Genomic DNA, 23,203 nt, shown 5'->3' on the forward strand with positions numbered 1-23,203 from the left:
CAGCCCCCACAAACCGCAAGCCGAAAACGCACGGCATCTTCGTGTACACGGCCGACCTGGAGGACGAGCTCATCCGCGCGCTGGGCGTGCCACGCGTGGAGGCGCTCGTCCGGGAGGAGGGCGACCAACGCGCCCTGCGGACCTTCCTCCGCCGGCCCGCGCAACAGACCCGCCCCCCGCAGCAGCAGTTCAGACGCTTCCTCGGCACGAAGAAGGGCCGCAAGATCCGTTACGGCCGTGTCCTCGTCGAGGCCCTGGACCCCGACCGCGTCCCGTCCCCGCTCGACGACCTGCCGGCCGCCCTCTGACGAGGCACCCCACATGCGCCTAACTGGCGGTCCGCCGAATCCGCCCGGCGTACCGCTTCTCCAGCTCCAGATTCCCCTCGAACCCACCCGGCACGTTCGCGGAGACGTACACCGGCGGACGCTCACCCGCGTCGAGCAGCAGCCTCGACGCCTCGGCGACCACCATCTGCACCAGCATCACCCCGGTCAGCGTGGACACCGCGCACACGGCACCGCCGCCCGGCAGTTCGAGCAGCGCGTCCCCGCGGGGAGCGCGGTTGTCGAGGACGACGTCGGCGATGTCCGCGAGCTTCTTCCCGCTCTCGTGCCCGGCCGGCACGGCCCGTGTGTGGGTGACCGAGGTGATCGCCAGCACCCGGTGCCCGCGCTCCTTCGCGCGCAGCGCCGTCTCCACGATGACGTTGTTCACCCCGGAGTTGGAGATGATCACGAAGAGGTCCTGGGGGCGGGGCCCGGCGAGGTCGTAGATGCGCTCGGCCACCCCCGCCTGGCGCTCCAGCAGTGGATCGTCGAGGACGCTCGGGTCGTCACCGCCGTACAGGACGAGGTCGGCGATGCTGAGCCGGTTGGTCGGGACCAAGCCGCCCGCGCGGCCGGCGAGTTCGAGGACGATGGCCTGGGAGTGACCCGTGCCGAAGGCCTGGATCACGCCGTCGGCGCGGACGCAGTCCGCGATCAGCCCGGCGGCCCGCGCCACCGCGTCCCGCGCGGACTCGGTGATGTCCTGAAGGACGGCCAGGCCCTCGCGCGCGAAGCCCTCGGCGCTCACAGACGAGACGGACACGCGACACTCCCCACTGGTGGATTGAACCACCCCATCTGACTCCACAGGTGAATCAATAAATCACACGCTCGATGCGCCGAGCAATGAGCGAACATCGCTCTTGTTTGTGGTCCTGGTATTCAATCCTCGCCCTGAACGGTGGCTGATACCTTCTCTTCATGCCCTCGACGGACGTCACCACACTGATCCGAACCGAGCTGCCCCGGCTGGCCGGCTCGCTGCGGAAGGTAGGCGAGCTGATCCTGGAGGATCCGGCCGCCGTCACCCACTGCTCGGCCGCCGAGCTGGGCCGCCGCACCGGCACCTCGCAGGCGACGGTGACCCGCTTCTGCCGGGCCATCGGCCTCGACTCCTACCAGCATCTGCTGATCGAACTGGCCCAGGAGCGCGGCCGCGGCGAGGTCTCCGACTGGGGCAGCGCCGAGATCGGCCCGGACATCTCGCCGGACGACAGCCTGGAGCGGGTCGTACAGGTCGTCGGCAGCGCGGACCTGCGGGCGATCCAGCAGACCATCGACCGCATCGACCTGGACGCCCTGGAGCGCGCGGCGCAGGCGCTGGCCAAAGCCCGCCGGATCGACGTGTACGGCGTCGGCGGCAGCGGCGCGGTCGCGCAGGAGACCGAGACCCGGCTGTTCCGGATCGGCTGCCAGGTCCGCGGCTGGACGGAGGTGCACGGCGCGGCCACCTCCGCGGCGCTGCTCACCCCGGCCGACGTGGCGATCGGCATCTCGCACTCCGGCGCCACCCGCGAGACCCTCGAACCCTTCGAGATGGCCAAGGAGCGGGGCGCCACCACCATCGCCATCACCACGGATCCGCGCTCGCCGCTGGCCAAGGCCGCCGACATCCGGCTGATCTCCGCCACCTCGGAGACCAGCTTCCGCACCGGCAGCATCGGCGGCCGCCACTCCGTCCTGATGATCGTGGACTGTCTGTACGTCCGGGTCGGCCAGGTCGCCTACCAGCGCGCCAGCGCCTCCCTCGCGCTGACCGACCACATCACCCCGCAGCACGCCGTGAAGGCCCGCCGGGCGCGGTGATCACGGCCGGGTTTGCATGGATGAACCACCGAGGAAACGTGAAGATGGTTGATTGAACCATCCGAGCGATGCCAGGATGGGCCTCCGCCGAGCATCCTCGTAGGAGACCCATGCGCGTCATCTCTGCCGAGTCGACCGAGCTCTTCGTCGGAACCGCCGAGCGTCCGCTCCAGGTGGTGGCCGCCGGGATCGAGCACCTCCCGGGGCGTACGGTCCTGCTGACCGTCGAGGGCTCGGGCGTCACCGGCGACACGGTCGCCACCACCGGCGACGACGGCACCGTACGCGCCGAGATACCCGTGACCGTGGACGGCCTCGCCCCCGGCGACCGCCGCGAGGTCACCCTCACCGCCGTGAACGGCGACCAGGTCACCCGGCACACCCTCGACTTCACGGCCGCCGAGCCCGGCTGGACCATGTTCATGGTCAGCCACTTCCACTACGACCCCGTGTGGTGGAACACCCAGGGCGCCTACACCGAGACCTGGGACGTCGCCGACGACCCTGCCACCACCGGTCTGCCGGCCCGCACCTTCGACTCGCGCGGCCAGTCCGGGATGAGCCTGGTGCGCGCCCACTGCGACCTGGCCCGGCGGGACCCGGCGTACACCTTCGTACTGGCCGAGGTCGACTACCTCAAGCCGTACTGGGACGCCTTCCCCGAGGAGCGCGCCTTCCTGCGCGAGCTGATGCGCACCGGCCGCATCGAGATCATGGGCGGCACCTACAACGAGCCCAACACCAACCTCACCGGCGCCGAGGCGACCGTACGCAACGCGCTGTACGGCGACGGGTTCCAGCGCGGGATCATGGGAGGATCCCCGGAAACAGCCTGGCAGTTGGACGCGTTCGGGCACGATCCGCAGTTCCCGGGGCTGATGGCGGACGCGGGGGTCACGTCCAGTTCGTGGGCGCGCGGCCCGTTCCACCAGTGGGGGCCGACCCTCTCCGTCTTCGGCGAGGAGCCGCGCGATCCCCAACGCATGCAGTTCCCGGCCGAGTTCAGCTGGATCGCCCCCTCCGGGCGCGGTCTCCTCACCGCCTACATGGTCAACCACTACGGTGCCGGCTGGCGGATCGACAACGCGTCGACGCTGCCCGAGGCGGAGGCGGCCGCCTTCAAGCTCTTCCAGGGCCTGAAGAAGGTCGCGCTCACCCGCAACGTCCTCCTCCCGGTCGGCGGCGACTACGCGCCCCCGTGCCGCTGGGTGATGGACATCCACCGGGACTGGAACGCCCGTTACGTCTGGCCGCGCTTCATCAGCGCCGTCCCGAGGGACTTCTTCGCCGCCGTACGCGGCCAGTTGGAGTCCGAGGGCCGCAAGGCCTCCCCGCAGACACGGGACATGAACCCGGTCTACACCGGCAAGGACGTCTCCTACATCGACACCAAGCAGGCCCAGCGGTACGGCGAGACGCTCCTCGCCGACGCCGAGGCCTGGGCGACGCTCGCCTCCCTGGTCACCGGCCACCCCTACCCGGACGCGGCCCTCGACAAGGCATGGCGGCAACTGATCTACGGCGCCCACCACGACGCCATCACCGGCTCCGAGTCGGACCAGGTCTACATCGACCTGCTGACCGGCTGGCGCGAACTCCACGACCTCGCCCGGACCGTCCACGCCGACGCCACGCAGGCCCTCGCCGACCACGTGACACCGGGCGACGGCCCCGACCTGGTCGTCTTCAACTCCGCGACCTGGCAGCGCGGGGACGTCCTGACCGTCGACGACCCGGGCCTCGCACCCGCCGGACTCCCCGCCGTGCGCGAGGACGGTCAACTCCACATCGTCGTACCGGAGTTGCCCGGCATGGGCTTCAAGGCCCTCCCCCTCACCGAGGGTTCCGTGCCCGAGTGGGCACCCGGCGAGGGCCTGACCATCCGCAACGAGTTCTACGAGGTGACGGTCGACCCGGCGCGCGGCGGCGGCGTCAGCAGCCTGCGCGCGCTCATCGAGGGCGGCCGGGAGCTGCTGCGCCCCGGCGACATCGGCAACGAGCTGGTCGTACAGGAGGAGTACCCGAGGCATCCCCGCTTCGGCGAGGGCCCCTGGCACCTCACCCCGACCGGCACCACGGCCGCCCGCAGCCGTGACGTGCGCGCGGACATCGATGTCGAGACCTCTCCGGCCGGCTCCCGCGTCACCGTCCGCGCCGACCTCGGCCTCTTCCGCTACACGCAACGCCTCACCCTCTGGACCGGCGTCCCCCGAGTCGACGCGACGACCACGATCGACGGCTACGACGGCGCGGACCGCCTGATCCGGGTCCGCTGGCCCTCCGACGTGCAGGGCGGGCTGCCGGTGCACGAGGTGGCGGACGCGGTGATCGGGCGCGGGTTCGGGTTCGTGGACGTGGACAGCGAGCAGTTCCCGTGGACGCTGGACAACCCGGCCAACACGTGGTTCGGCCTCGGCTCGACGGCACGGGTCGAACTGCGGGACGACACAGGGAAGTTGATCGGACAGCGGTCCATCGGTGTCGCCGAGCTGGTGTACCCCTCCTGGGAGGAGGCGGGCGAACTCGGCACCCCGCTCGCGGCGGCCCTGGTCCGCACGGGCGTCACGGCCACCTCGACCATCGCCGGCGGCCCGCGCTACGGCGACCTCGAGGTGGACTCCAACCTCCCCGACATCCGCATCGCCGTGGGCGGCCCCGACCGTAACTCCGTCGTCGCCGAGGCCCTGGGCATGGACCCGGCCGCCGGGCGCGAACTCCGTCGCCAGCTGGCCGAACAGGGCGTGGCGGCCGTGTGGGTGGCGCCGCGGGCGGGGCTGCGCGAGGAGTGGGTGCCCGGGGCCGATCTGCGCGACCTGGAGCGGCTGCCGCTGCTGGTGGTCGCGGGCGCCGACGCCGAGGGCGACGCGAAGGCGGTGGACGCGCTGATCGCCGACCTGGACGACGCGGTCGTACGGGCCACGGCGGCGGGCGGCGGCGAGGCCCTCCCGCCGGGCGACGCATGGGACGGCCGCGGCTTCGCCGTCCTCAACCGGGGCACCCCGGGCTGCGTGGTCACCTCCTCCGGCGACCTCTACATGTCCCTGATGCGCTCCTGCACCGGCTGGCCGTCCGGCATCTGGGTCGACCCCCCTCGCCGCACGACCCCCGACGGCTCGGGGTTCCAGCTGCAACGCTGGTCCCACACCTTCGAGTACGCGGTGGTGGCAGGCGAGGGCGACTGGCGAACCCAACAACTCCCCCGCATGGGCCACGAGTTCAACCACCCCCTGACAGCACGCATCCGAAGCACCACCCAAGACCCCTCCCTCCCCCGCGAGTTGCCCCTGCTCACCCTCGAACCGGCGGGCGAGGTCCTCCTGGACGCCCTCAAGCCGACCGGCTCCCCGCTCGCCCGCGGAAGCGTGGCGCCGGCCGACCCCGGCCGCGGGGTCGTCGTACGCGTGCACGAGGTGAACGGTCGTCCGGTACGAGCGCGGGTGCGCGGCCCGAAGGAATGGCTGCGCGGCGCCCGGGCGGACGTCCTGGAAACCCCCGGCGAGGCACTGTCACCGGACGCCCAGGGCGCGCTGGAGGTGGGCCTGACGGGCTTCGAGGTGGCAACGCTCCTGGCCACCCCACCGGAGTCCAGGAGACCCGACTACAACCGGGGAATCGCGGCCCACGAGCCCGCCCAGCCGATCCACACCCGCTACTGGCTGCACAACTCGGGCCCGGCACCGCGAGGCAACATGCCGGTCGCCGTCTACATCTCGCCGACGGCACTGACGGCCTCCGGCGGCCCGCTCACCGCGACGATCAGAGTCTCCTCGGAACTGACCGACGCCCCGGTCTCCGGCACGGTGACGATCGACGCCCCACCCGGCTGGACACCCACCCCCGCGGAACTCCCGTACACCCTCCCCCCGAACGGCTTCACCCTGGCCGAAATCACGGTGACCCCACCGCCCGCGCCAACCCCCGGCCGCCACTGGCTGTCGGCGCGGCTGTCGTACGAGGGCCAGACCTTCGAGGACGCAGTGGCCCTGAACGTCCCGGGCGAACGGCCGGGCCCAACTCTCGCGACAGATCTGGGAGTTGGCCAGACAACCGTCCACCGAGGCGAACGAGCCCGGATCCCGGTAACCCTGACCAACACCACCCGCGGCCCCATCAACGGCACGCTGTGGGCGGTCTCCTCCTGGGGCACATGGGCGGGCGTCTCCCCAGGCTGCCAGGGCTTCACGGTGCCCGCGGACACCACCCTGGACTGCTACATCGAGGTGGACGCCAACGCCGTCCCCCCAGGCTCGTACTGGCTCATGGCAAAAACGGCCTGGAACGGCCAGGTCGCCTACACAAGGGCCATAGAACTGGAGGTGACCCCATGACGGACCCGGCGGCCGTAGTACAAGGCAACCCCATCCCCAAGGAACGCGTCGAAGCCTTTCTGAGGAACGTCCCGACAGCGCCGCCCAGGGGCGCGGGGCTGTATCAATATGCGGCTCCGCCGCGGGGCGCGACAAGCCCCCACCCAGCCGCACCCGCCAAACAACCAGCCGAGGCACATCATTCGGCGTCCAAATCCCGCGCCGAAAGACAACGCCGCCGCTGGGCCACACAAGTCGTCGTAGCCGACGAACTGGCAAGACGCGCCTGCGCGGACCGCAACCTCCCACCCCCACCGGAGGTGTCCCCCACCCACCTCCTCACCATCGCCGAATCAGACGTCGCGGACCTCGGCAGCATCGTCGCCGCAGCCCTGGCCCACTCCCCCGCGGCCCGCACGCTCCTCGCCGCCCTGGAAGCCCAACAGACCGTCCCGGAAGAGGCCGTACGCGACTACTACGACCGCAACCGGGACCGCTTCCTCACCCCGGCCGCCCTACGCCGCGGCATCGACCCCTTCGCCCGCCCGGCCCCCACGGACTTCGTCCCGTACGACCAGGCCCGCGAGGGAATCGCACGCGAACTCCAACGAGCCGCCGGCCGCCGCGCGTTCTTCGCCTGGTTCGACCGCGCCAGAGCCGACGTCGAGTACGCCGCCGGCCACGAGCACCCCGGCGACCCGGGCCACCCGGACCACGAACACCGGCACTGACCCCTGAATCGGCGAGCCCATCCCGCGAGGGAACCCGCCTTGATCACCGCCGGAACCGAAACGCAACACGGCAACCCATTGACCTCCGATGAATTCTGGTCCACCTTTTCATCAATCGGAGTCGAAGTTGGTTGATTGAACCAGCCCTTCGGCTGGTCCCAGGAGGGTGGACATGCGCGCTGGAAGACTGACCGCATCCGTGGCGGGGATCATCGCCCTGACCCTGACGGCCGCGGGCTGCGGCCTGTCGGGTGGATCCGACGGCGGTGACGCCACGGCCGGTGGCTGCAAGGTCGACAAGGGCAACGTCGGCTCCGGGAAGCTGACGGGTGACGTCAAGGGCCAGATCACCTTCCAGACGACGAACCTGAAGAAGGACTTCGGCGACTTCTTCAACGGCGTCATCAAGGACTTCGAGAAGGCCCACCCCGGCACCAAGGTCAAGTGGATCGACGACCCGGGCGACAACACCTTCACCTCGCGGACGGTGGCCGACGCCCAGGCCTGTACGTTGCCGGACGTCATCAACCTGAACGCCCCGACGGCGACCGCGCTCACCAAGGCCGGCTACCTGCTGGACCTCGGCACCAAGGACCCGGACGCGTCGAAGCCCTTCGTGCCGTCGTTCTGGAAGTCCGGCACCTTCAAGGACGCCAAGGGCACGTCGATCCACACGGTGCTGCCCTGGTACACGGGCGGTGTCCTGATCACGTACAACAAGGACCTGCTCGCGAAGGCCGGCGTCGACACGACGAAGTCGCCGACGAGCCTCTTCGGCCTCTTCGCCGACTACGAGAAGGTCGCCAAGGCGGCCAAGGGCAAGTACTACGCCACGATGGCCAACCCGATCTGGCGGATCCCGTCCGACTGGGACCAGATGAACATCAAGATGCTCTCCTCCGACGGCAAGTCGGCGGTCTTCGCCGATGATCCGAGGACCGTGCAGTGGGTCGCCTGGATGGCGAAGCTGTACAAGGAGGGCGCGATGCCGAAGGACTCGCTGTCCTCCAGCAACGACCCGTCCACGCTCTACAGCCAGGGCAAGGTGGCGTACGGCTCGACGAACCCGAGCTTCGTGCGGTTCGTGAAGCAGAACAGCCCCTCCGTCTACGCGAAGACGGGCGTCGCCCAGCAGCCCTACGACGCGCTCGGCAAGGCCTCCGCCGGCGCTCCGCAGTACATCTCGGTCGCCGCGACCAGCAAGCACGCGCCGGTGGCGCTCTCCTTCGCGGAGTTCCTCACCAACGCCGAGAACCAGACGGCCTGGTGCAAGGACCCGGACGTGGTGATCTTCCCGACGACCACCGAGTCGCTGAACGACCCGTTCTTCCAGGACGTCACCGGCAGCGACCCCTTCTCCCAGTCCCGCAAGCTCGTCGCCGACCAGCTGAAGACGGCGTCCACCAACCAGACCAACCTCTCCCCCGCGGTGCAGAACGCGATCGTGGCGCAGGTGCAGCTGGCGATGCAGGGCAAGAAGAGCGCCGAGCAGGCCGTGAAGGACGCCCAGGAGAAGGCCGACGAGCTGCTGAAGCAGGCGGGTTGATGGTGGCGACTCAGACCGCCGAGCCCGTGTCCGTGCCCGGTGCGGGGCGTACGTCCACCGCACCGGGCCCGGCCCCGTCCCGCGCACGCCGAATCGCCCGGGCCGTGCTGCCCGGCCCCGCGCCCGGCGCCAACGGCGCGGCGCTGTACCGCCGTTGGTGGCTGCCGTGGCTGTGGACCGCCCCCGCGATCGTGTGCGCGGTGGTCTTCGGCGTGTTCCCCTTCTTCAACACCGTGCTGCTGTCCTTCACGAACGCCAAGCCGCTCGGCGGCGCCGCGAGCTTCGTCGGGCTGGACAACTACACCCGCATGCTGGACGACTCGGACTTCTGGCTGGCGACCCGCAACAGCATCCTGTACGCGATCGTCGTCGTACCGCTGATGGTCCTGCTGCCGCTGATGCTGGCCGTCCTGGTCGAGAAGAACCTCCCCGGCATCGGCTTCTTCCGCTCGGCCTTCTACACCCCCGTCCTCGCCTCCAGCGTGGTGGTGGGCCTGAGCTGGCAGTGGCTGCTCGCGGACGACGGACTGGTCAACACCTGGCTGCGGAAAGCCCACTTGATCAAGTCGGCCATCCCGTTCCTGTCCGACTCCTGGCTGATCCTGTTCTGCGCGATGGGCCTGACCCTGTGGAAGGGCCTCGGCTGGTACATGGTCTTCTACCTGGCCGCGCTCGGGAACGTGCCCAAGGAGCTGCACGAGGCCGCCTCCATGGACGGCGCGGGCGCGATCCGCCGCTTCTGGCACATCACGATGCCGGGCGTACGGCAGGCCATGATGCTCGTCGGCACGCTCACCGGCATCGGCTCCCTGCGCGTCTTCACCGAGATCTACATGCTGGGCAGCTCCACCGGCGGCCCCGGCGGCGCCGACCGCACCCTGCCGTTCTACATCCGGGACGTGGGCCTGGACCCGATCACCGGCAACGCCGGTTACGGCTCGGCGGTCAGCGTCGCCCTGTTCGCACTGACCCTGGGCCTCACCCTGCTCGCGCAGCGCCTGACGAAGGAGGACGAGGCATGACGACCGCCGTCGAGAAGCCCCGGCGCCTGATGCCGCGCTGGCGGGACTACGGCCGCCCGCGCGAACTCGTCGTCCGCTACCTGCTGTTGCTCCTCGTCCTCGGCATCACGGTGGGCCCGCTGCTCTGGCAGCTCCTTGCCTCGCTGAAGAGCACGAGCGAGGACGTCTTCGGCGCGAACGCGACCCTCCTGCCGCACGACCCGACCCTGCGCGCCTACCGCCAGGTCTTCGACCAGGTCCCGGTGGCCACGTACATCCGCAACAGCATGATCGTGGTGATCCTGTCCATCACCAGCCAGCTGGTCTTCTCCACCACGGCCGGCTACATGCTCTCCAAGCCCGGCTGGAAGGGCCGCAAGGCGGTCTGGGTGGTCCTGGTCGCGTCCATGATGTTCCCCTTCGAGTCGATCATGGTCTCGCTGTTCCTGAGCATCCGCGACCTCGGCCTGGTCGACAGCCTGGCGGGCGTCTGGCTGCCGGGCTTCGTGGGCGCGATCAACGTCCTGCTGATGCGCGGCGCGTTCCTCGCGGTCCCCCGCGAGATCGAGGACTCGGCGATGCTGGACGGCGCGAACGAGTGGCAGCGCTTCCGCCACCTCTACCTCCCCTCCGCGTGGGGCGCGATCATGGTGGTGGTCATCAACACCTTCATCAGCGCCTGGGACGACTTCCTCTGGCCCCTGATCGTGCTGCGCTCGGAGAGCCACATGACCCTCACCCTGGGCCTGTCCCGCCTCCAGAGCTCGTCGTTCGGCTACGACCAGCGGGTGGTCATGGCCGGCTCGGTCATCTCGATCATCCCGGTGCTGGTGCTGTTCGTGATCACCCAGCGCTGGTTCTACAAGGGCGTCTCGTCGGGAGCCGTCAAGCTCTGACGGGCAGCGGCAGGGGTACGGCGGTGAGCGCGGCCCGCGCGGATCCGGCGACCCTGACCTCCGCGCTGCGGGTCCCGTCGAGGTCCGCGTCGAGCCGCAGGGTGACGGTACGGGTCTCGCCGGGCGCCAGGTCGACACCCTCGAACGCACACAGTTCGAGGGTGCGCGGCCATACGTCCGTGACGAGCCGCCGCAGATAGACCTGCACGACCGAACGCCCGTGCCGGGCCCCGGTGTTGGTGACGTCGACGGTGACGGAGTGCCCGTCCGTACTCGGATTCCCGTACTCGAAACTCGTGTACGCCAGCCCCTCCCCGAACCCGAAGAGCGGCTCGGCGCTCTCGTCGACGTAACCGCCGTACTCGGTGTCCTTGTGGTTGTAGTGGACGGGGAGTTGGCCGACGGACCGCGGAACCGAGACCGACAGCCGCCCGCGCGGCTCGGCGAGCCCGAGCAGTACCTCGGCGACGGCGTCACCGCCCCAGGGTCCCGGGTACCAGGCGGTGAGGAGCGCGTCCGCCGAGTCGGGCACGACATGCGGGCGCCCCTGGATCAGCACGACCACGGTCGGTGTGCCGGTGGCGACGACGGCGTCCATCAGCGCGTGCTGCGCCCGCCCGAGCCCGAGCCCGGCGAGGTCGACGCCCTCACCGCAGGTCATGTGCGAAACGGCGCCGGTAGCGGCCCCGTTGGCGGCGAATTCCGTCTCCGGTGTACGTGCGCTGCTGCCGCCCAGCACCAGCACGGCCAGGTCGGAGGCGGCGGCCGCGGCGACGGCCTCCGGGACGCCGGAGAGGTCGTCGCCGGTGAGGGCGCAGCCGCGGGCGTACCGGATGTCGGTACCGGCCGGGGCGAGCCGCCGCAGCCCTTCGAGGACGGTGCTGCCGGTGCCGGGGCGCTGCGGGGCCGTGTAGTCGCCCGACTGGTGGGCGGTGGTGGCGGCTTGGGGGCCGAGCACGGCGATACGGGAGACGGTGGGCGGGACGGGGAGGACGGGCCCGCGGTTGCGGAGGAGGGTGACGGCGGCACTGGCGAGGTCGGCGCTGAGGGCGCGCCCATGCTCGTACGAAGGCAACTCACCCGTTCGGTAAGGCTGTTCGAAGAGTCCGAGCCTGAACTTGAGGTGAAGCACCCGCCCGACGGCGGCGTCGAGGACGGACTCCTCGACCAGCCCTCTCTCGACGGCCCCCTCCAGGTGCGTGAAGCCCTCGTCCCAAAGGCTCAGGTCCACACCGGAGTTGAGGGCGAGGGCGCCGGCGGAGAGCTTGTCGCCGGTGATGCGGGCGAGCCGGTCGACGGCCAGCCCGTCGGCCATGACGAGTCCTTCAAATCCCCACTCCTTCCTCAGGAGTTGGGTGAGGAGGGCTCTGTTGCCGGAGCAGGGCATGCCGTCGACCTCGTTGTAGGCGGCCATGACGGCGGCGGCGCCGGCGCGTATCCCGGCGCGGGCGGCGGGGAGGTGGATCTCGTGCAGTTCCCTCCACCCCAGCTCGGACTCGGCGGAGTTGCGGCCGCCGACGGTGGCGCCCTGGCCGGCGAAGTGCTTGAGGACGACGGGGGCCTTGTCGGGGGCGAAGTACTCGGCGGGGGTGCCCTGCATGCCGTTGACGAGGGCGGCGGTGAGCCTGGCCGCGAGGTGCGGGTCCTCGCCGAAGCACTCCTCGGTACGGCCCCAGCGGGGGTCGCGGGCGATGTCGAGAGCGGAGACGAGGGCGACATGGCCGCCGCGGGCGCGGAGTTCGGCGGCGGCGTGGGCGGCGGCACGCTCGTACAGGGCGGGGTCCCAGGTGGCGCCGACGGCGAGGTTGACGGGGAGGACGGTGCCGTCGAGGGCCATGTGGCCGTGCGGGACCTCTTCGACGAACAGGGCGGGGATGCCGAGCCGGCTGCGCTCGACGACATGCCGCTGGACCGACTCGGCGAGGGCGGCGCTGTCGTGGGCGCCGGGCCCGTTGCCGTGGTCGACCCCGGACCAGGCGTCGGCGCGCATGAGCCCGTAGAGGGCGCCGAGCCCTTCGAAGCGGTCGGTCTCCTCGCGGAGGGCGTCGGTGAGCTCGTAACCGCCGTCGGGGGTGCGGCGGTAGGCGTCCCAGCCGTACATGCGCTGGTTGAGCTGGCCGACCTTCTCCCGGAGGGTCATCCGGGAGAGGAGGTCGGCGACGCGGCCGGCGAGAGGGGCTCCGGGATCGCGGTAGAGCGGCAGATCCTGGGGAGCGACATCGGCGACTTCGGCGCGGGCGGCCGCGGGGTCCGGGGTCGGCATGCGGCCGGTCCTTTCGTGGGTGGCGGTCAGACGAGGAGACGGGCCAGGGAGACCGCGCCGCGGCAGCCGTCGGCCACCCAGTCGAGGGTGAGGCCGAGGGGCTGAAGGCGGGCGGTGAGGGGGACGGTCAGGGGCCCGTCGGGACCGAGGAGCCCACCGGTCGCAACGACCCGCTCACCGGGCCGCGGCTCCAACGCCCTTACAGCGGAAGCGAGATGATCAGCGGCCCGCTCCAGGATCCCCTCGGCAACGGCATCCTTCTCCCGGGCAGCCTCGGCCACAAGCGGAGCAAACCGAGCAAGCCGAATCGGCACTTCCGCCATGACGACGGGAAGCAGATGCCGCCGGTAATCCTCCCGCCGCTCCCGGGACCAGCCGGAGGCGACGGGGCCGTCGGCCGACGAGTCACTCACCCCGGATGCGGCAGGCACGCCATACGCCGGGCCACTCACCCGGGAGGCGGCGGGGCCGCGGTCCGACGGGTCGCCTGCCTCGGAAGCGGCGGACACCCCGTCCGACACGTCACTCGCCCGGGAGCCGGCCGGCCCGCGGTCCGACGTTTCGCCCGCCCCGGAACCGGCGTGCGACTCGTCGTGCCGCGGGTCCGCGCCCGGCAGGACCTCCTCCGGCAAGCCCAGGGCCCGCCCCACCGTCTCCGTCAGGACCGTCGGTGCTCCCCTCCCGTCGGCCATCCGCAGCGCGGCCCGTACCGCCTCGCGGCCGATCCAGAAGCCGCTGCCGTCGTCGCCGAGGAGCCAGCCGTCGCCGTCGACCGTGGTCGTCGCGCGCCGGTCGGCGATCCGCATCGCCACCGCCCCCGTACCGGCGACCAGGGCGAGCCCGTCGGCCGGGGTGCCCGGTGCTGAGGCGAAGGCCGCCTCGATGTCGCTGCTGACCCCCAGCGCGTCGGTGCGGATGCCGAGCTGCTGGAGCGCGGCCCTCAGCGCGGTCAGGGCATTGAGCCGCCCGGGCTCGTCCTCGGACGCGCCGTTGGCCCCCGCGAACCCCCCGGCCACCGCGACGACCCTCCCCCGCACACCCTCCGGCACCGCCCGCCCGACCGCCTCCGCAAGGTTCGCGATGAGCCGGTCCGGCGGAACCGTGAGCGCGTTGCCCGGCCCCCCGGCCCCCTCCCCCACCACACGCCCGTCCGCGGCAGCCGCGAGCACGGCCCGAGTCCGAGTCCCACCGGCATCGATCCCGACGACCAGCGCGCTCCGGCCCTCGGCCCCCGGCAGTCCCTGACCCTCACCGAAAGCTTGGTTCAAATCGCTATTCATTACCGACCATGGTGGTTGATACATTCAGCGAGGACAAGCCCTGTTCCGAGCATTGGCCCCGCCCCGGCCCGAGGAGGATCCCATTCCCACGCTCCGCTTCGGCGTCAACTACACGCCCCGCCGCGGCTGGTTCCACTCCTGGCACGACTTCGACGCCGACCACGCCCGCGAGGACCTCGCCCAGATAGCCGGCCTCGGCCTGGACCACATCCGCGTCTTCCACCTCTGGCCGCTGCTCCAGCCGAACCGCACCTTCGTCCGCGCCGCAGCCGTGGCCCAGCTGGCCCACCTCGTCGACCTCGCCGCCGAGGCCGGTCTCGACGTGATGGTGGACGGCGTCCAGGGCCATCTGTCGAGCTTCGACTTCTACCCGGAGTGGACCCGCAGCTGGCACCACCGCAACGTCTTCACCGACCCGGAGACCATCGAGGCCCAGGCCCACCTCCTGCGCACGCTCGCCCACGCCCTCGCCGACCGCCCGAACCTCCTCGGCCTCCAGCTCGGCAACGAACTCAACAACCTCGTCGAGCACAACCCGGTGACGGCGACGGAGGTGGACCACTACCTCGACACGCTGCTGGCGGCGGCCCGGGAGGGGCTGCGGCCCGGCCGGCTGGCCACCCACTCCGCCTACGACGCCGCCTGGTACGGCGACGACCACCCGTTCACCCCCGAGGCCTCGGCCCGCAAGGGCGACGTCACGACGGTCCACCCGTGGGTGTTCTCCGCGAACTGCGCCGGCCGCTACGGCCCCGCCTCCCCCGAGGTCCTGCACCTCGCCGAGTACGGCACGGAACTCGCCAAGGCGTACGCCGACGACCCCGCCCGGCCCGTGTGGGTGCAGGAGACCGGCGCTCCCGAGCCGCACATCCCGGCGGCCGACGCCCCGCGCTTCGCCCGCGCCACCGTCCTCAACTCGGCCGACTGCGAGGGCCTTTGGGGCGTGACCTGGTGGTGCTCCCACGACGTGGACCGCACCCTGGCCGACTACCCGGAACTGGAGTACACCCTGGGCCTGTTCGACTCGGCGGGCCGCCCCAAGCCGATCGCCGAGGCCCTCGCGGAGACGGTCGCCGAACTCCGCGCGAAGCCCCCGGCCCCCCAACCCCGCTCCACCGCCCTGGTGTTGGACTGCACCCCGGCCACCCGCTCCCTCTCCGGCCCGGGCGGCGCCTACTTCGAGGAGTGGATGCGGCTGCGCAAGCAGGGCGAACGCCCGGCGGTCGTGCTGGCCGAACGCGCGGACGACGCCGGGTACTTGGCAGCCCGGGGCATCGAGACGACCGTACGACTTCCTTGATGTGACGATCAGGCGCCGGTGAGCGCCTCGGCCACGGCCCGCAGGTTGACCCGGCCGCGGCCGAACGAGCACAGGTCGCCGTCCTCCGGCAGCCCGGTGTCCACGCGTACCGCGTCCGGGCGCCGGGCCAGCAGGGCGTCGCGCAGAGTGGCCTGCCAGGGGTGCAGTCCGGCGTCGCAAGTGGCCACGACCAGCGGCGAGTTGGCGGCTATGCGCAGGATGCCGTCGACGAGGGCGGCGGGGTCGGCCGGTTCGCCGCTCACCGCCGTACCGGCCGCGGTGGGGTCGACGGAGCGCAGCTCGGTCAGCAGGTCCTCGCCGCCCCAGTTGAGGGCGGGGTGCGGGGGCGGGAAGAGGTCGACGACCTGGGCGCCGCGCACCGGGCGCGGCAGGGACCGGCCGCGTACCGCCCGGCGGGCCGCCTCCAGTCCGACCCCGGCGTCCCAGGCGGCGACCGGTCCGGCGGCCGGGGTCGCGTACCGCTCGGCGAGCCGCCGTACCCGCCCCGCCGCCTCCCACACCCGCTCCCGCGCCAGCCGGCCGGAGTCCAGGGCGTCGAGGACGGCGTCGCGGCAGGCGAGGGTGACCTCCAGGTCCGGTACGGCGACGATGACCTGGTCCGCTCCGGCGGCGAGCGCGATGCGCGCGCCGGCCGCCTCGCCGTAGCTCGCGGCGATCGCCTTCATCTCCAGGGCGTCGCTGACCAGCACACCGTCGAAGCCGAGGTCGAGGCGGAGCAGGTCGCCGAGGATGCGGCGGCTGAGGGTGGCGGGGCGGTTGGCGTCGAGCGCCGGGTAGACGACGTGCGCGCTCATCAGCATCGGCACTCCGGCGGCGACGGCCGCGCGGAACGGTTCGAGATCGACACTGAGCTGGTCGTACGGCCGCGGGTCGACCGCCAGGTCGTGGTGGCTGTCGGTCTCCGTGCCGCCGTGGCCGGGGAAGTGCTTGGCGCAGGAGGCGATGCCACGGGCCTCGGTCGCCTCGATCCAGGCGCGCAGATGGCGGGCGGCGAGCCCGGGCTCGGCGCCGAAGGAGCGGGTGCGGACGATCGGGTTGTCCGGGCGGTGCTGGAGGTCGGCGACGGGGGCGTACGAGGTGGTGATGCCGAGCGTCGCGAGGTGGCCGGCGAGCGCGTCGGCGCAGCGGGCGGTCAGGTTCGGGTCGTCGGCGACGCCGAGGGCGTAGGAGCCGGGGACCTCGGGGGCGCCGGCGGCGACCAGGTGGCCGATGCCGCCGCCCTCGTTGTCGATGGCGACCAGCAGGTCGGGCCGGATCGCGCGCAGCGCGTCGGTCAGCTCGCGGACCTGCTCGGCGTCGCGCACGTTCCGGGTGAACAGGATGACCCCGCCCAGGCCGCGGTCGATGAGCCGCTTGAGGGTGTCGGGGAAGGTCGTGGTGCCCTCGAAACCGGCGACCAGACAGCGGTGGACCGCCTCGTCCAGGTCGGAGGAGACGGAGGACGGGGCCGGGGCCGGTCCGACGGGCGGGTGCACGGAGGTCACTATCGGATGGTGCTGGTTTGCTCAGCCGGAAGTCAACCCTGGAATGGATGATTGATTCACGGGCCCGATGGGCAGATTGGGTATTGACGTCGTCCAGCCGCCTGCGCCGCTTCGGTTTCCGGACACCAACGCGTCACACCGGACGGGAACGGTTCCGCCGTCCCCTCCAGCCTCGCCCCGTATCCGCCACGCCCGCGCACCGCACCGCAGCACCGCCCGGACGTGCCGTGAAAGGACGACGTGCGCCGTGTCCCTCCTCCCCGTAGACGACGCCCCCGGCCCGCTCACCTCGGCAATCCCCGCCCTCCCCGTACCGGCCCTCCCCGTACCGGCCCTCCCCGTACCGGCCGTCCCCGCCGTGGCCGCCGCCCCGGCCGTCTCCCCCGGCCGCCCCCAGCTCCCCTTCCGGCTCGCCTTTCGCCTGCACCCCACCGCCCGTCTCGTGCTCCGCCGCACCCTGGTGCTGCTGCCCGTCCTCCTGCTCGGGATCTGGGCCGCCGTCGACTGGCGGACGGTGTACGACGGCACCGCGCGGCTCGGCTCGGCCGACCCCGGATGGATGCTGGCCGCGCTCTTCTTCACCTGTCTGACCTGGCTCTCCGCGGCATGCGTACGGCAGGGCGCGCTGCCCGAGCGGCTGCCGACGGGCCTGCTGATCGCCTCGCAGTTCGCCGCCGGCGCGGCCAACCACGTCCTGCCGGCGAGCCTCGGCGCCCACGCCGTCACGCTGCGCTTCCTGCAGGGCCGCGGCATCCCGCTGGCCCGGGCCACCGCCTCGCTGGCCCTGTACTCCCTCGTACGGCCGATCGCGAAGACCCTGGTGCTCCTCACCTTCCTGGTGGTCTCGCCGGAGCTTCTGCACCTCGACGAACTCGTCCCGGACACCCGGACGCTGATCCTCGTCGCGGGCGGCGCGTCGGCCGGTCTCGCCACGACCCTGGTGCTGGTGACGGCCGTACCTCCGCTGCGCCGCCCCGTCGTGGCCGGCGCCCGCGCCGCCCTGACCGACGTACGACTGCTGCACACCCGCCCGTCCCGCGTCCTCGCCCTGTGGGGCGGCGCGGCGGCGGCACCCGTGCTGCAGGCGACGGTGATCTACTGCGTCGGCGCGGCGCTGGGTCTCACGCTGAGCTGGGCACAGGTGACGTTCGCGTTCCTGGCGGCGAGCACGGCGGTGGGCGCGGTGCCCGCGCCGGGCGGCATAGGCCCGGTGGACGCGGCGACGGTCTTCACGCTGGTCGCCCTCGGCGCCCCCATGGAGCTCGCGACGACGGCCATCGTCGGCTACCGCGTCCTGACGTTGTGGCTGCCGCTGCTGCCGGGAGCGCTGGTGCTGTCGACGCTGGTTCAGCGAAAGGTGCTGTGAGGGCGACGGGCGGCGCGGATCGACCGGTCCGGCGCGCGGCGCGGATCAGCCCGTCCAGCCAGGCCTGATGGCCGTTGGGCATCGGGGCCGGGCAGGTCGTCGACCAGCCAGGCGTGCAGCACGTCGAGCCGCTCCGCGGGCCCGACCGAGCCGGACGTGAGGCAGCTGCCGGCGCACGCCGACCTGAACCTGTTGCGCACCTTCCTGGCCGTCTACCGCTCGGGCTCGCTCACCGCGGCGGCCCCGCTCGACGCCCTCGCCGCGCTCGAAGGCGGCACCGGCCCCCTCTCGGGCCACACCACCCCGGTCCACCGGGCCGGCCCGTCCGAGCTCCTGTGCGTCAGGGTCCTGCCGGCCCTCGCCCCGCTCGTCGCCGAAGGCGTCCAGCTACGGGTCGCCCAGGGCCTGACCGACCCCCTCCTGGAGGAGCTGCGCTCCGGCCGGCACGACCTGGTCATCGCCACCCGCCGCCCCTGGGGCCGGGCGCTCACCTCGGTGCCGCCGGCGGACGAGGAGTACGTCCTGGTCGCGGCGCCGCTCTGGACCCGGCAGGTCGAGCCGAACACCGAGGCGGACCAGCTGTGCGCGGCACTGCGCGACGTCCCCCTGGTCACGTACGCCGAAGACCTCCCGATCGCCCGGCGCTACTGGCGCACGGCCCTCGGCAAGCAGCTCACGCCCCCCGCCGCGGTCACGGTCCCGAACCTCTGCGCGGTCCTCTCGGCCGTCAACGCGGGCGCCGGCTACAGCGTCCTCCCCGGCTCCCTGTGCCAGGAACACCTGGACTCCGGCCGCCTGACCCTCCTGCACGCCCCGGAGGAACCCCCGCTGAACACCCTCTTCCTGGTGCAACGCCCGGGAGCAGACACCAACCCCTCGGTGATCCGCGTCCGCGACCGGCTACGGGAGGCGGCAAGGAGCTGGTGAGCTGGTAGCCGAGCACTCAAAAGTAACCGCCTTGACAGGTGACGATCGACCGAGGAACATCATCGTCACCAGTCAGAGCGGTTACTTCTTGGTGAGGAAAGCCATGACAGTCGTGCGGTTCCATCTCGACTCCACCCTCAGCCCGTCCGAGGTATTGGAGGTGCTGACCGACTTCAGCCCCGCACGGCCCGAGGCCTGGCCCTCGATCGACACCGGGCACTTCGAGGTGCACGGGCTCGGCGACACCTGGGCCGAGGTCACCGAGGGGACGGCCGCCGCGTGGGAGCGTGCGCGCTACGACTGGGAGCCGGGCGGCGACACCGTCACCGTGCGGACACTGGACTCCAAGCTCTTCGGCGCGGGCGGCGGCTGGGTCTTCCGGATGACGCCGGAGGGCGAAGGCACCCGCGTGGACGTCGAGTTGACCCGCGAGCCGACCACGATCAAGGGCAGAATGCTCGCCGCCCTGCTCCCCCTCGCGGCCCCGTCATCCCTGCGCAAGTCCTTCGCCGAGCCGCTGCGGGCCCGCGCCTGACCGAGGGAACGCCCCTCGCCCTGGCCACTGCCCGAAACGCCCCGAGCTTCTTGCCCGAGGTGATGCGCGACCCGTCCCAGATCTTGCGCACGACGGCCACGTCGGCCGCCATGACGGTGAGTTCGCATCGGGGCGGGTCGTCGACATGAGCGTGACCGTCACCCCATATCCCCAAAGGGGGGGCAGTAAGGGAGTACCGGAATCGCCGGCTTGACCGGTGACGGTTCTTGCACCCGAGCGGAGTCACCTGTCAGGATGGTGATGTGAATCTTGACCATGTATTCGTCTGCGGGCACCCGGCCCTCGACTTCGCGGCCACCCTCCGAGCCCGGCGCTCGACCCGGTTCGAGATGTTCGTGACACCGGAGCGGCTGAATGCCTGGTACCTGGAGTCCGGCCTGGTGGACACGATCACGCCGGGCAAGGAGGACGACGTACGCGAGGCGACGACCCTGCGCGAGGCGCTGTACCGGCTCGTCACCGATCGCCGGCTCGGTGAGGAGCCCGACCGGGAGGCGCTCGCCGTGCTGAACGCCGCGGCGCGCAAGACGCCCGTGACGCCCCAGCTGACCCTGACGGGCCGGCACACCGAGGCAACGCCCGAGCAGGCGCTGGCGACCGTCGCCCGCCAGGCGGTGGAGCTGCTCAGCGGCCCGGACGTGCCCCTGCTGAAGGAGTGCGGCAACCCCGAGTGCACCCGGGTCTACATCGACCGCTCCCGGGGCATGCGGCGCCAGTGGTGCGGCATGGAGTCCTGCGGCAACAAGATCAAGGCGGCGGCGTACCGGGCCCGCAAGAAGACGGCACCGGCCGCCCACTAGCCACACCTCGCGATGGCGGCTCGGCGTCAGCGGCCCGGCGCGCGCTCGGTGACCTCCTGGAGGCATTCTCGTCACCAGTCAAGGAGGCGATGCGGCAAGGCGTGACCACCGCCCGGTCACACAGTGATCGTCTTGTACTCGGTGTACGTGCCGAGCCCGACCGCCCCGTACTCGCGCCCGATCCCGCTCGCCTTGAAGCCGCCGAACGGGCCGTCGAAGGCGATGGAAGCGCCGTTGACGGTGACCGTGCCGGTGCGGACGCGCCGGGCGACTGCCAGGGCATGCCCCTCGTCCGAGGACCAGACCCCGCCGGAGAGGCCGTACTCGGAGTCGTTGGCGATGCGGACCGCGTCGTCCTCGTCGTGGTAGGCGATGACGACCAGGACCGGGCCGAAGATCTCCTCCTGCGCGATCCGCATGGAGTTGTCGACGTCGGCGAAGACGGTGGGGGTGACGTAGTTGCCCTTCTCCAGCCCCTCCGGGGTCTCCGGGCCGCCGGTGACCAGCCGGGCGCCCTCCTTGATGCCGAGCCGGATGTAGTCCCGTACCCGCTCCTGCTGATCGGGGCGGATCATCGGGCCGATGAAGGTGTCGGGTTCGTTCGGGTCGCCGACCTTCAGTGACTCCACCAGCCCCTTCAGCGCGGCGACGACTTCCTCGTACCGGCTGCGCGGGGCCAGGATCCGGGTCTGGGCGATGCAGGACTCACCGTTGTTGAGCAGCGAGCCGAACTTCAGCCCCGCCACGGCCTTCTCGATGTCCGCGTCGGGCAGGATGATCGCGGCGGACTTGCCGCCCAACTCCAGGCTGACCCGCTTGAGTTGCTCGCCGGCGATCGAGGCGATGCGCCGGCCGGCCCGCGTCGAACCGGTGAAGGCGATCTTGTCGACGTCCCGGTGCGAGACCAGGTACTCGCTGGTCTCCCGGTCCGCCGGCAGGACGCTGATCACCCCCTCGGGCAGGCCCAGTTGCTCAAGGAGCTCGGCCAGGAAGCCCATGCTGAGGGAGTTCTCCGGGGACACCTTCAGGACCACGGAGTTGCCCGCGAGCAGCGCGGGGATGATCTTCGCGGTGGCCGCGGAGTAGGGCGAGTTCCACGGGATCACGGCGGCCACGACACCGATCGCCTCCCGGCGCACCACACTGCGCACCGGGGACGCGGGGTCGGAGGGCGTGAGCGTCTCCTCCCAGCCGAACTCCTCCGCCGCCTTGAGGTAGGCGTTCGCCTGTCGGGTCAGACCGGGCTGTCCGGCGCGGGTGAACCAGCCGGCCGAGCCGTTCTCCAGCGAGATCAACTCCGCGATCTTCTCGGCGCTTTGCTCGCGCAGCGCGTTGAACTCCCTGAGTACGGCGATCCGTTCGGCGGGCGGAGTGAGCCGCCACTCGCCCGCTTCGAAGGACGCCCGCGCCGCGGCGACCGCACGGTCGACGTCCGCCGGCTGCGCCTGCGCGGCGCGACCGACCACCGAGCGATCATGCGGCGAGGCGATGTCGAGCAGCCCGGGACTGCTCGGCTCGACCCAGGACCCCCCGATGAAAAGCCGCTCGTAGGTAATCATGTGCGCCCCTTTCCCGCTTAACTGTCACTCCAATGTAGCACTTACTCGCAAACGTCACCGGTTTGACAGGTAGGTCAAGGCGGGTGTCCTGGACATCGGCCACGCCGACGCCGGCCCCGCCCACGGCCCGGAGCACGCGTTTCCTCTCGCGGCACAGCCGTCGCCCGCCGCCTTCGCCCAGGCCGTGATCGACTCCGACCGCCTCCAGCCGTCGGCCGGAGCGCACACGGAGACGGCCGGGAAGGGCATCGCCTTCCCGGCCGTCTCCGTGTCGGTTTCTCAGGCCTCGCTGCGCCTGGGCAGGCGCCAGCCCGGACGCGGGAAGTGGCAGGTGTAGCCGTCCGGGTAGCGCTGGAGGTAGTCCTGGTGCTCCGGCTCGGCCTCCCAGAACGGCCCGGCCGGTACCACCTCAGTCACCACGGGTCCCGGCCACAGCCCGGACGCGTCGACGTCGGCGATGGTGTCCTCGGCGATACTGCGCTGCTTGTCGTCGAGATAGAAGATGGCCGAGCGGTAGCTGGCCCCGATGTCGTTGCCCTGCCGGTTGCGGGTGCTCGGGTCGTGGATCTGGAAGAAGTACTCCAGGATCGTCCGGTAGTCGGTGACCGCGGGGTCGAAGACGATCTCGATCGCCTCCGCGTGGTTCCCGTGGTCGCGATAGGTGGCGTTGGGCTTGCTGTCGTCGCCGCTGTAGCCCACCCGGGTGCGCACCACCCCGGGCAGCGCCCGGATCAGCTCCTGCATGCCCCAGAAGCAGCCACCCGCCAGCAGCGCCTTCTCCTCGGCGTCACTCATGGCACCTCCCTTTCCGTCCATGTCCGCGTGTCCGCACAGGCTCCAGCCTCGCACGTCGGCCGCGAAACCGAGTCTACCAGTCGTCACCACCTTGACAGGTGACGTAGCACACGGCCACCTCCAGCCGCCACACCGATGTCCCACTTACGCGGGAGACCTCCGTTCCCCAGAGGCGCTAGGTGCCTCAGCCTTCACACCCGGCCCCTAAACTGGGTCTGGTGAGAGCCGACGCAGCG

16 protein-coding genes and 2 pseudogenes are annotated in these 23,203 nt (G+C 71.5%); 12 read left to right on the forward strand and 6 right to left on the reverse strand.

Features of this window, described 5'->3' with window-relative positions:
* Nucleotides 1-29: 29 nt before the first annotated feature.
* Nucleotides 30-308, forward strand: a pseudogene (locus tag ABZ848_RS25980) (ATP-dependent endonuclease); the annotation flags it as partial.
* A 19-nt stretch (nt 309-327) separates the two neighbouring features.
* Here the strand turns inward: ABZ848_RS25980 and ABZ848_RS25985 are convergent.
* Entirely contained in the window at nt 328-1,092 is a 765-nt protein-coding gene (locus tag ABZ848_RS25985; RefSeq protein WP_360835713.1) for an SIS domain-containing protein, read from the reverse strand.
* A 158-nt stretch (nt 1,093-1,250) separates the two neighbouring features.
* Here ABZ848_RS25985 and ABZ848_RS25990 point away from each other — a divergent pair, with 158 nt between their 5' ends.
* The 6 genes from ABZ848_RS25990 (at nt 1,251) to ABZ848_RS26015 (ending at nt 10,616) form a co-directional block, all read left to right on the forward strand.
* Nucleotides 1,251-2,135, forward strand: coding sequence for a MurR/RpiR family transcriptional regulator (locus ABZ848_RS25990; protein WP_360835715.1), 885 nt, complete (start codon nt 1,251-1,253; stop codon nt 2,133-2,135).
* Nucleotides 2,136-2,245: 110 nt separating this feature from the next.
* Nucleotides 2,246-6,463: an NEW3 domain-containing protein gene (locus ABZ848_RS25995; protein ID WP_360835717.1), complete on the forward strand. Its 4,218-nt coding sequence runs from the start codon at nt 2,246-2,248 to the stop codon at nt 6,461-6,463.
* Nucleotides 6,460-7,173, forward strand: coding sequence for a peptidyl-prolyl cis-trans isomerase (locus tag ABZ848_RS26000; protein WP_360835719.1), 714 nt, complete (start codon nt 6,460-6,462; stop codon nt 7,171-7,173). Before ABZ848_RS25995 ends, ABZ848_RS26000 begins: the two co-directional genes overlap by 4 nt.
* Before the next feature lie 172 nt (nt 7,174-7,345).
* Nucleotides 7,346-8,719: an extracellular solute-binding protein gene (locus ABZ848_RS26005; protein ID WP_360835721.1), complete on the forward strand. Its 1,374-nt coding sequence runs from the start codon at nt 7,346-7,348 to the stop codon at nt 8,717-8,719.
* Complete coding sequence (locus tag ABZ848_RS26010; RefSeq protein ID WP_360835723.1) at nt 8,719-9,741, forward strand: sugar ABC transporter permease; 1,023 nt, start codon at nt 8,719-8,721, stop codon at nt 9,739-9,741. Before ABZ848_RS26005 ends, ABZ848_RS26010 begins: the two co-directional genes overlap by 1 nt.
* Nucleotides 9,738-10,616, forward strand: a complete 879-nt coding sequence (locus ABZ848_RS26015; RefSeq protein WP_360835725.1) for a carbohydrate ABC transporter permease — start codon at nt 9,738-9,740, stop codon at nt 10,614-10,616. The genes ABZ848_RS26010 and ABZ848_RS26015 overlap by 4 nt, the downstream gene beginning before the upstream one ends.
* On the opposite strand, the gene ABZ848_RS26020 is transcribed toward ABZ848_RS26015, so the two are convergent.
* Nucleotides 10,606-12,879: a glycoside hydrolase family 3 N-terminal domain-containing protein gene (locus tag ABZ848_RS26020; RefSeq protein WP_360835727.1), complete on the reverse strand. Its 2,274-nt coding sequence runs from the start codon at nt 12,877-12,879 to the stop codon at nt 10,606-10,608. The genes ABZ848_RS26015 and ABZ848_RS26020 overlap by 11 nt on opposite strands.
* Nucleotides 12,880-12,905: 26 nt before the next feature.
* Entirely contained in the window at nt 12,906-14,117 is a 1,212-nt protein-coding gene (locus ABZ848_RS26025; RefSeq protein ID WP_360835884.1) for a BadF/BadG/BcrA/BcrD ATPase family protein, read from the reverse strand.
* A gap of 50 nt (nt 14,118-14,167) precedes the next feature.
* Here ABZ848_RS26025 and ABZ848_RS26030 point away from each other — a divergent pair.
* Nucleotides 14,168-15,459, forward strand: a pseudogene (locus tag ABZ848_RS26030) (glycosyl hydrolase).
* 8 nt (nt 15,460-15,467) lie between these two features.
* Here the strand turns inward: ABZ848_RS26030 and nagZ are convergent.
* Nucleotides 15,468-16,955 carry a beta-N-acetylhexosaminidase gene (gene nagZ, locus ABZ848_RS26035; protein WP_360835885.1) on the reverse strand — a complete coding sequence of 496 codons (1,488 nt, stop codon included), beginning with the start codon at nt 16,953-16,955 and terminating at the stop codon, nt 15,468-15,470.
* 256 nt (nt 16,956-17,211) lie between these two features.
* On the opposite strand from nagZ, the gene ABZ848_RS26040 reads away from it, so the two are divergent.
* From ABZ848_RS26040 to ABZ848_RS26055, 4 genes are all read left to right on the forward strand, one after another.
* A complete protein-coding gene (locus ABZ848_RS26040; RefSeq protein ID WP_360835729.1) occupies nt 17,212-18,330 on the forward strand; it encodes a lysylphosphatidylglycerol synthase transmembrane domain-containing protein in 1,119 nt (372 codons plus the stop codon).
* A gap of 156 nt (nt 18,331-18,486) precedes the next feature.
* Complete coding sequence (locus tag ABZ848_RS26045; protein WP_360835731.1) at nt 18,487-19,257, forward strand: substrate-binding domain-containing protein; 771 nt, start codon at nt 18,487-18,489, stop codon at nt 19,255-19,257.
* Between the two features lie 103 nt (nt 19,258-19,360).
* Nucleotides 19,361-19,792, forward strand: coding sequence for a hypothetical protein (locus ABZ848_RS26050; RefSeq protein ID WP_360835733.1), 432 nt, complete (start codon nt 19,361-19,363; stop codon nt 19,790-19,792).
* Between the two features lie 263 nt (nt 19,793-20,055).
* Nucleotides 20,056-20,613, forward strand: a complete 558-nt coding sequence (locus ABZ848_RS26055; RefSeq protein WP_360835735.1) for a CGNR zinc finger domain-containing protein — start codon at nt 20,056-20,058, stop codon at nt 20,611-20,613.
* Between the two features lie 116 nt (nt 20,614-20,729).
* Here the strand turns inward: ABZ848_RS26055 and ABZ848_RS26060 are convergent, their stop codons facing one another.
* Together ABZ848_RS26060 and msrA are read right to left on the reverse strand one after the other, a co-directional pair.
* Nucleotides 20,730-22,172, reverse strand: a complete 1,443-nt coding sequence (locus ABZ848_RS26060; protein ID WP_360835737.1) for an aldehyde dehydrogenase — start codon at nt 22,170-22,172, stop codon at nt 20,730-20,732.
* 279 nt (nt 22,173-22,451) lie between these two features.
* A complete protein-coding gene (gene msrA / locus ABZ848_RS26065) occupies nt 22,452-22,967 on the reverse strand; it encodes a peptide-methionine (S)-S-oxide reductase MsrA (RefSeq protein WP_360835739.1) in 516 nt (171 codons plus the stop codon).
* Between the last annotated feature and the right edge of the window lie 236 nt (nt 22,968-23,203).

It is taken from the genome of Streptomyces sp. NPDC047081 (genome assembly GCF_040643775.1).
Lineage (GTDB): Bacteria > Actinomycetota > Actinomycetes > Streptomycetales > Streptomycetaceae > Streptomyces.

Excerpts from the sequence above, each read along its gene's own strand:
- ABZ848_RS26000 (WP_360835719.1), top strand. The coding sequence starts at position 6,460 with ATGACGGACCCGGCGGCCGTAGTACAAGGCAACCCCATCCCCAAGGAA.
- ABZ848_RS26015 (WP_360835725.1), top strand. The coding sequence starts at position 9,738 with ATGACGACCGCCGTCGAGAAGCCCCGGCGCCTGATGCCGCGCTGGCGG.
- ABZ848_RS25995 (WP_360835717.1), top strand. The coding sequence starts at position 2,246 with ATGCGCGTCATCTCTGCCGAGTCGACCGAGCTCTTCGTCGGAACCGCC.
- ABZ848_RS26060 (WP_360835737.1), bottom strand. The coding sequence starts at position 22,172 with ATGATTACCTACGAGCGGCTTTTCATCGGGGGGTCCTGGGTCGAGCCG.
- ABZ848_RS26050 (WP_360835733.1), top strand. The coding sequence starts at position 19,361 with ATGACAGTCGTGCGGTTCCATCTCGACTCCACCCTCAGCCCGTCCGAG.
- ABZ848_RS26010 (WP_360835723.1), top strand. The coding sequence starts at position 8,719 with ATGGTGGCGACTCAGACCGCCGAGCCCGTGTCCGTGCCCGGTGCGGGG.
- ABZ848_RS26005 (WP_360835721.1), top strand. The coding sequence starts at position 7,346 with ATGCGCGCTGGAAGACTGACCGCATCCGTGGCGGGGATCATCGCCCTG.
- ABZ848_RS26020 (WP_360835727.1), bottom strand. The coding sequence starts at position 12,879 with ATGCCGACCCCGGACCCCGCGGCCGCCCGCGCCGAAGTCGCCGATGTC.
- msrA (WP_360835739.1), bottom strand. The coding sequence starts at position 22,967 with ATGAGTGACGCCGAGGAGAAGGCGCTGCTGGCGGGTGGCTGCTTCTGG.
- ABZ848_RS25990 (WP_360835715.1), top strand. The coding sequence starts at position 1,251 with ATGCCCTCGACGGACGTCACCACACTGATCCGAACCGAGCTGCCCCGG.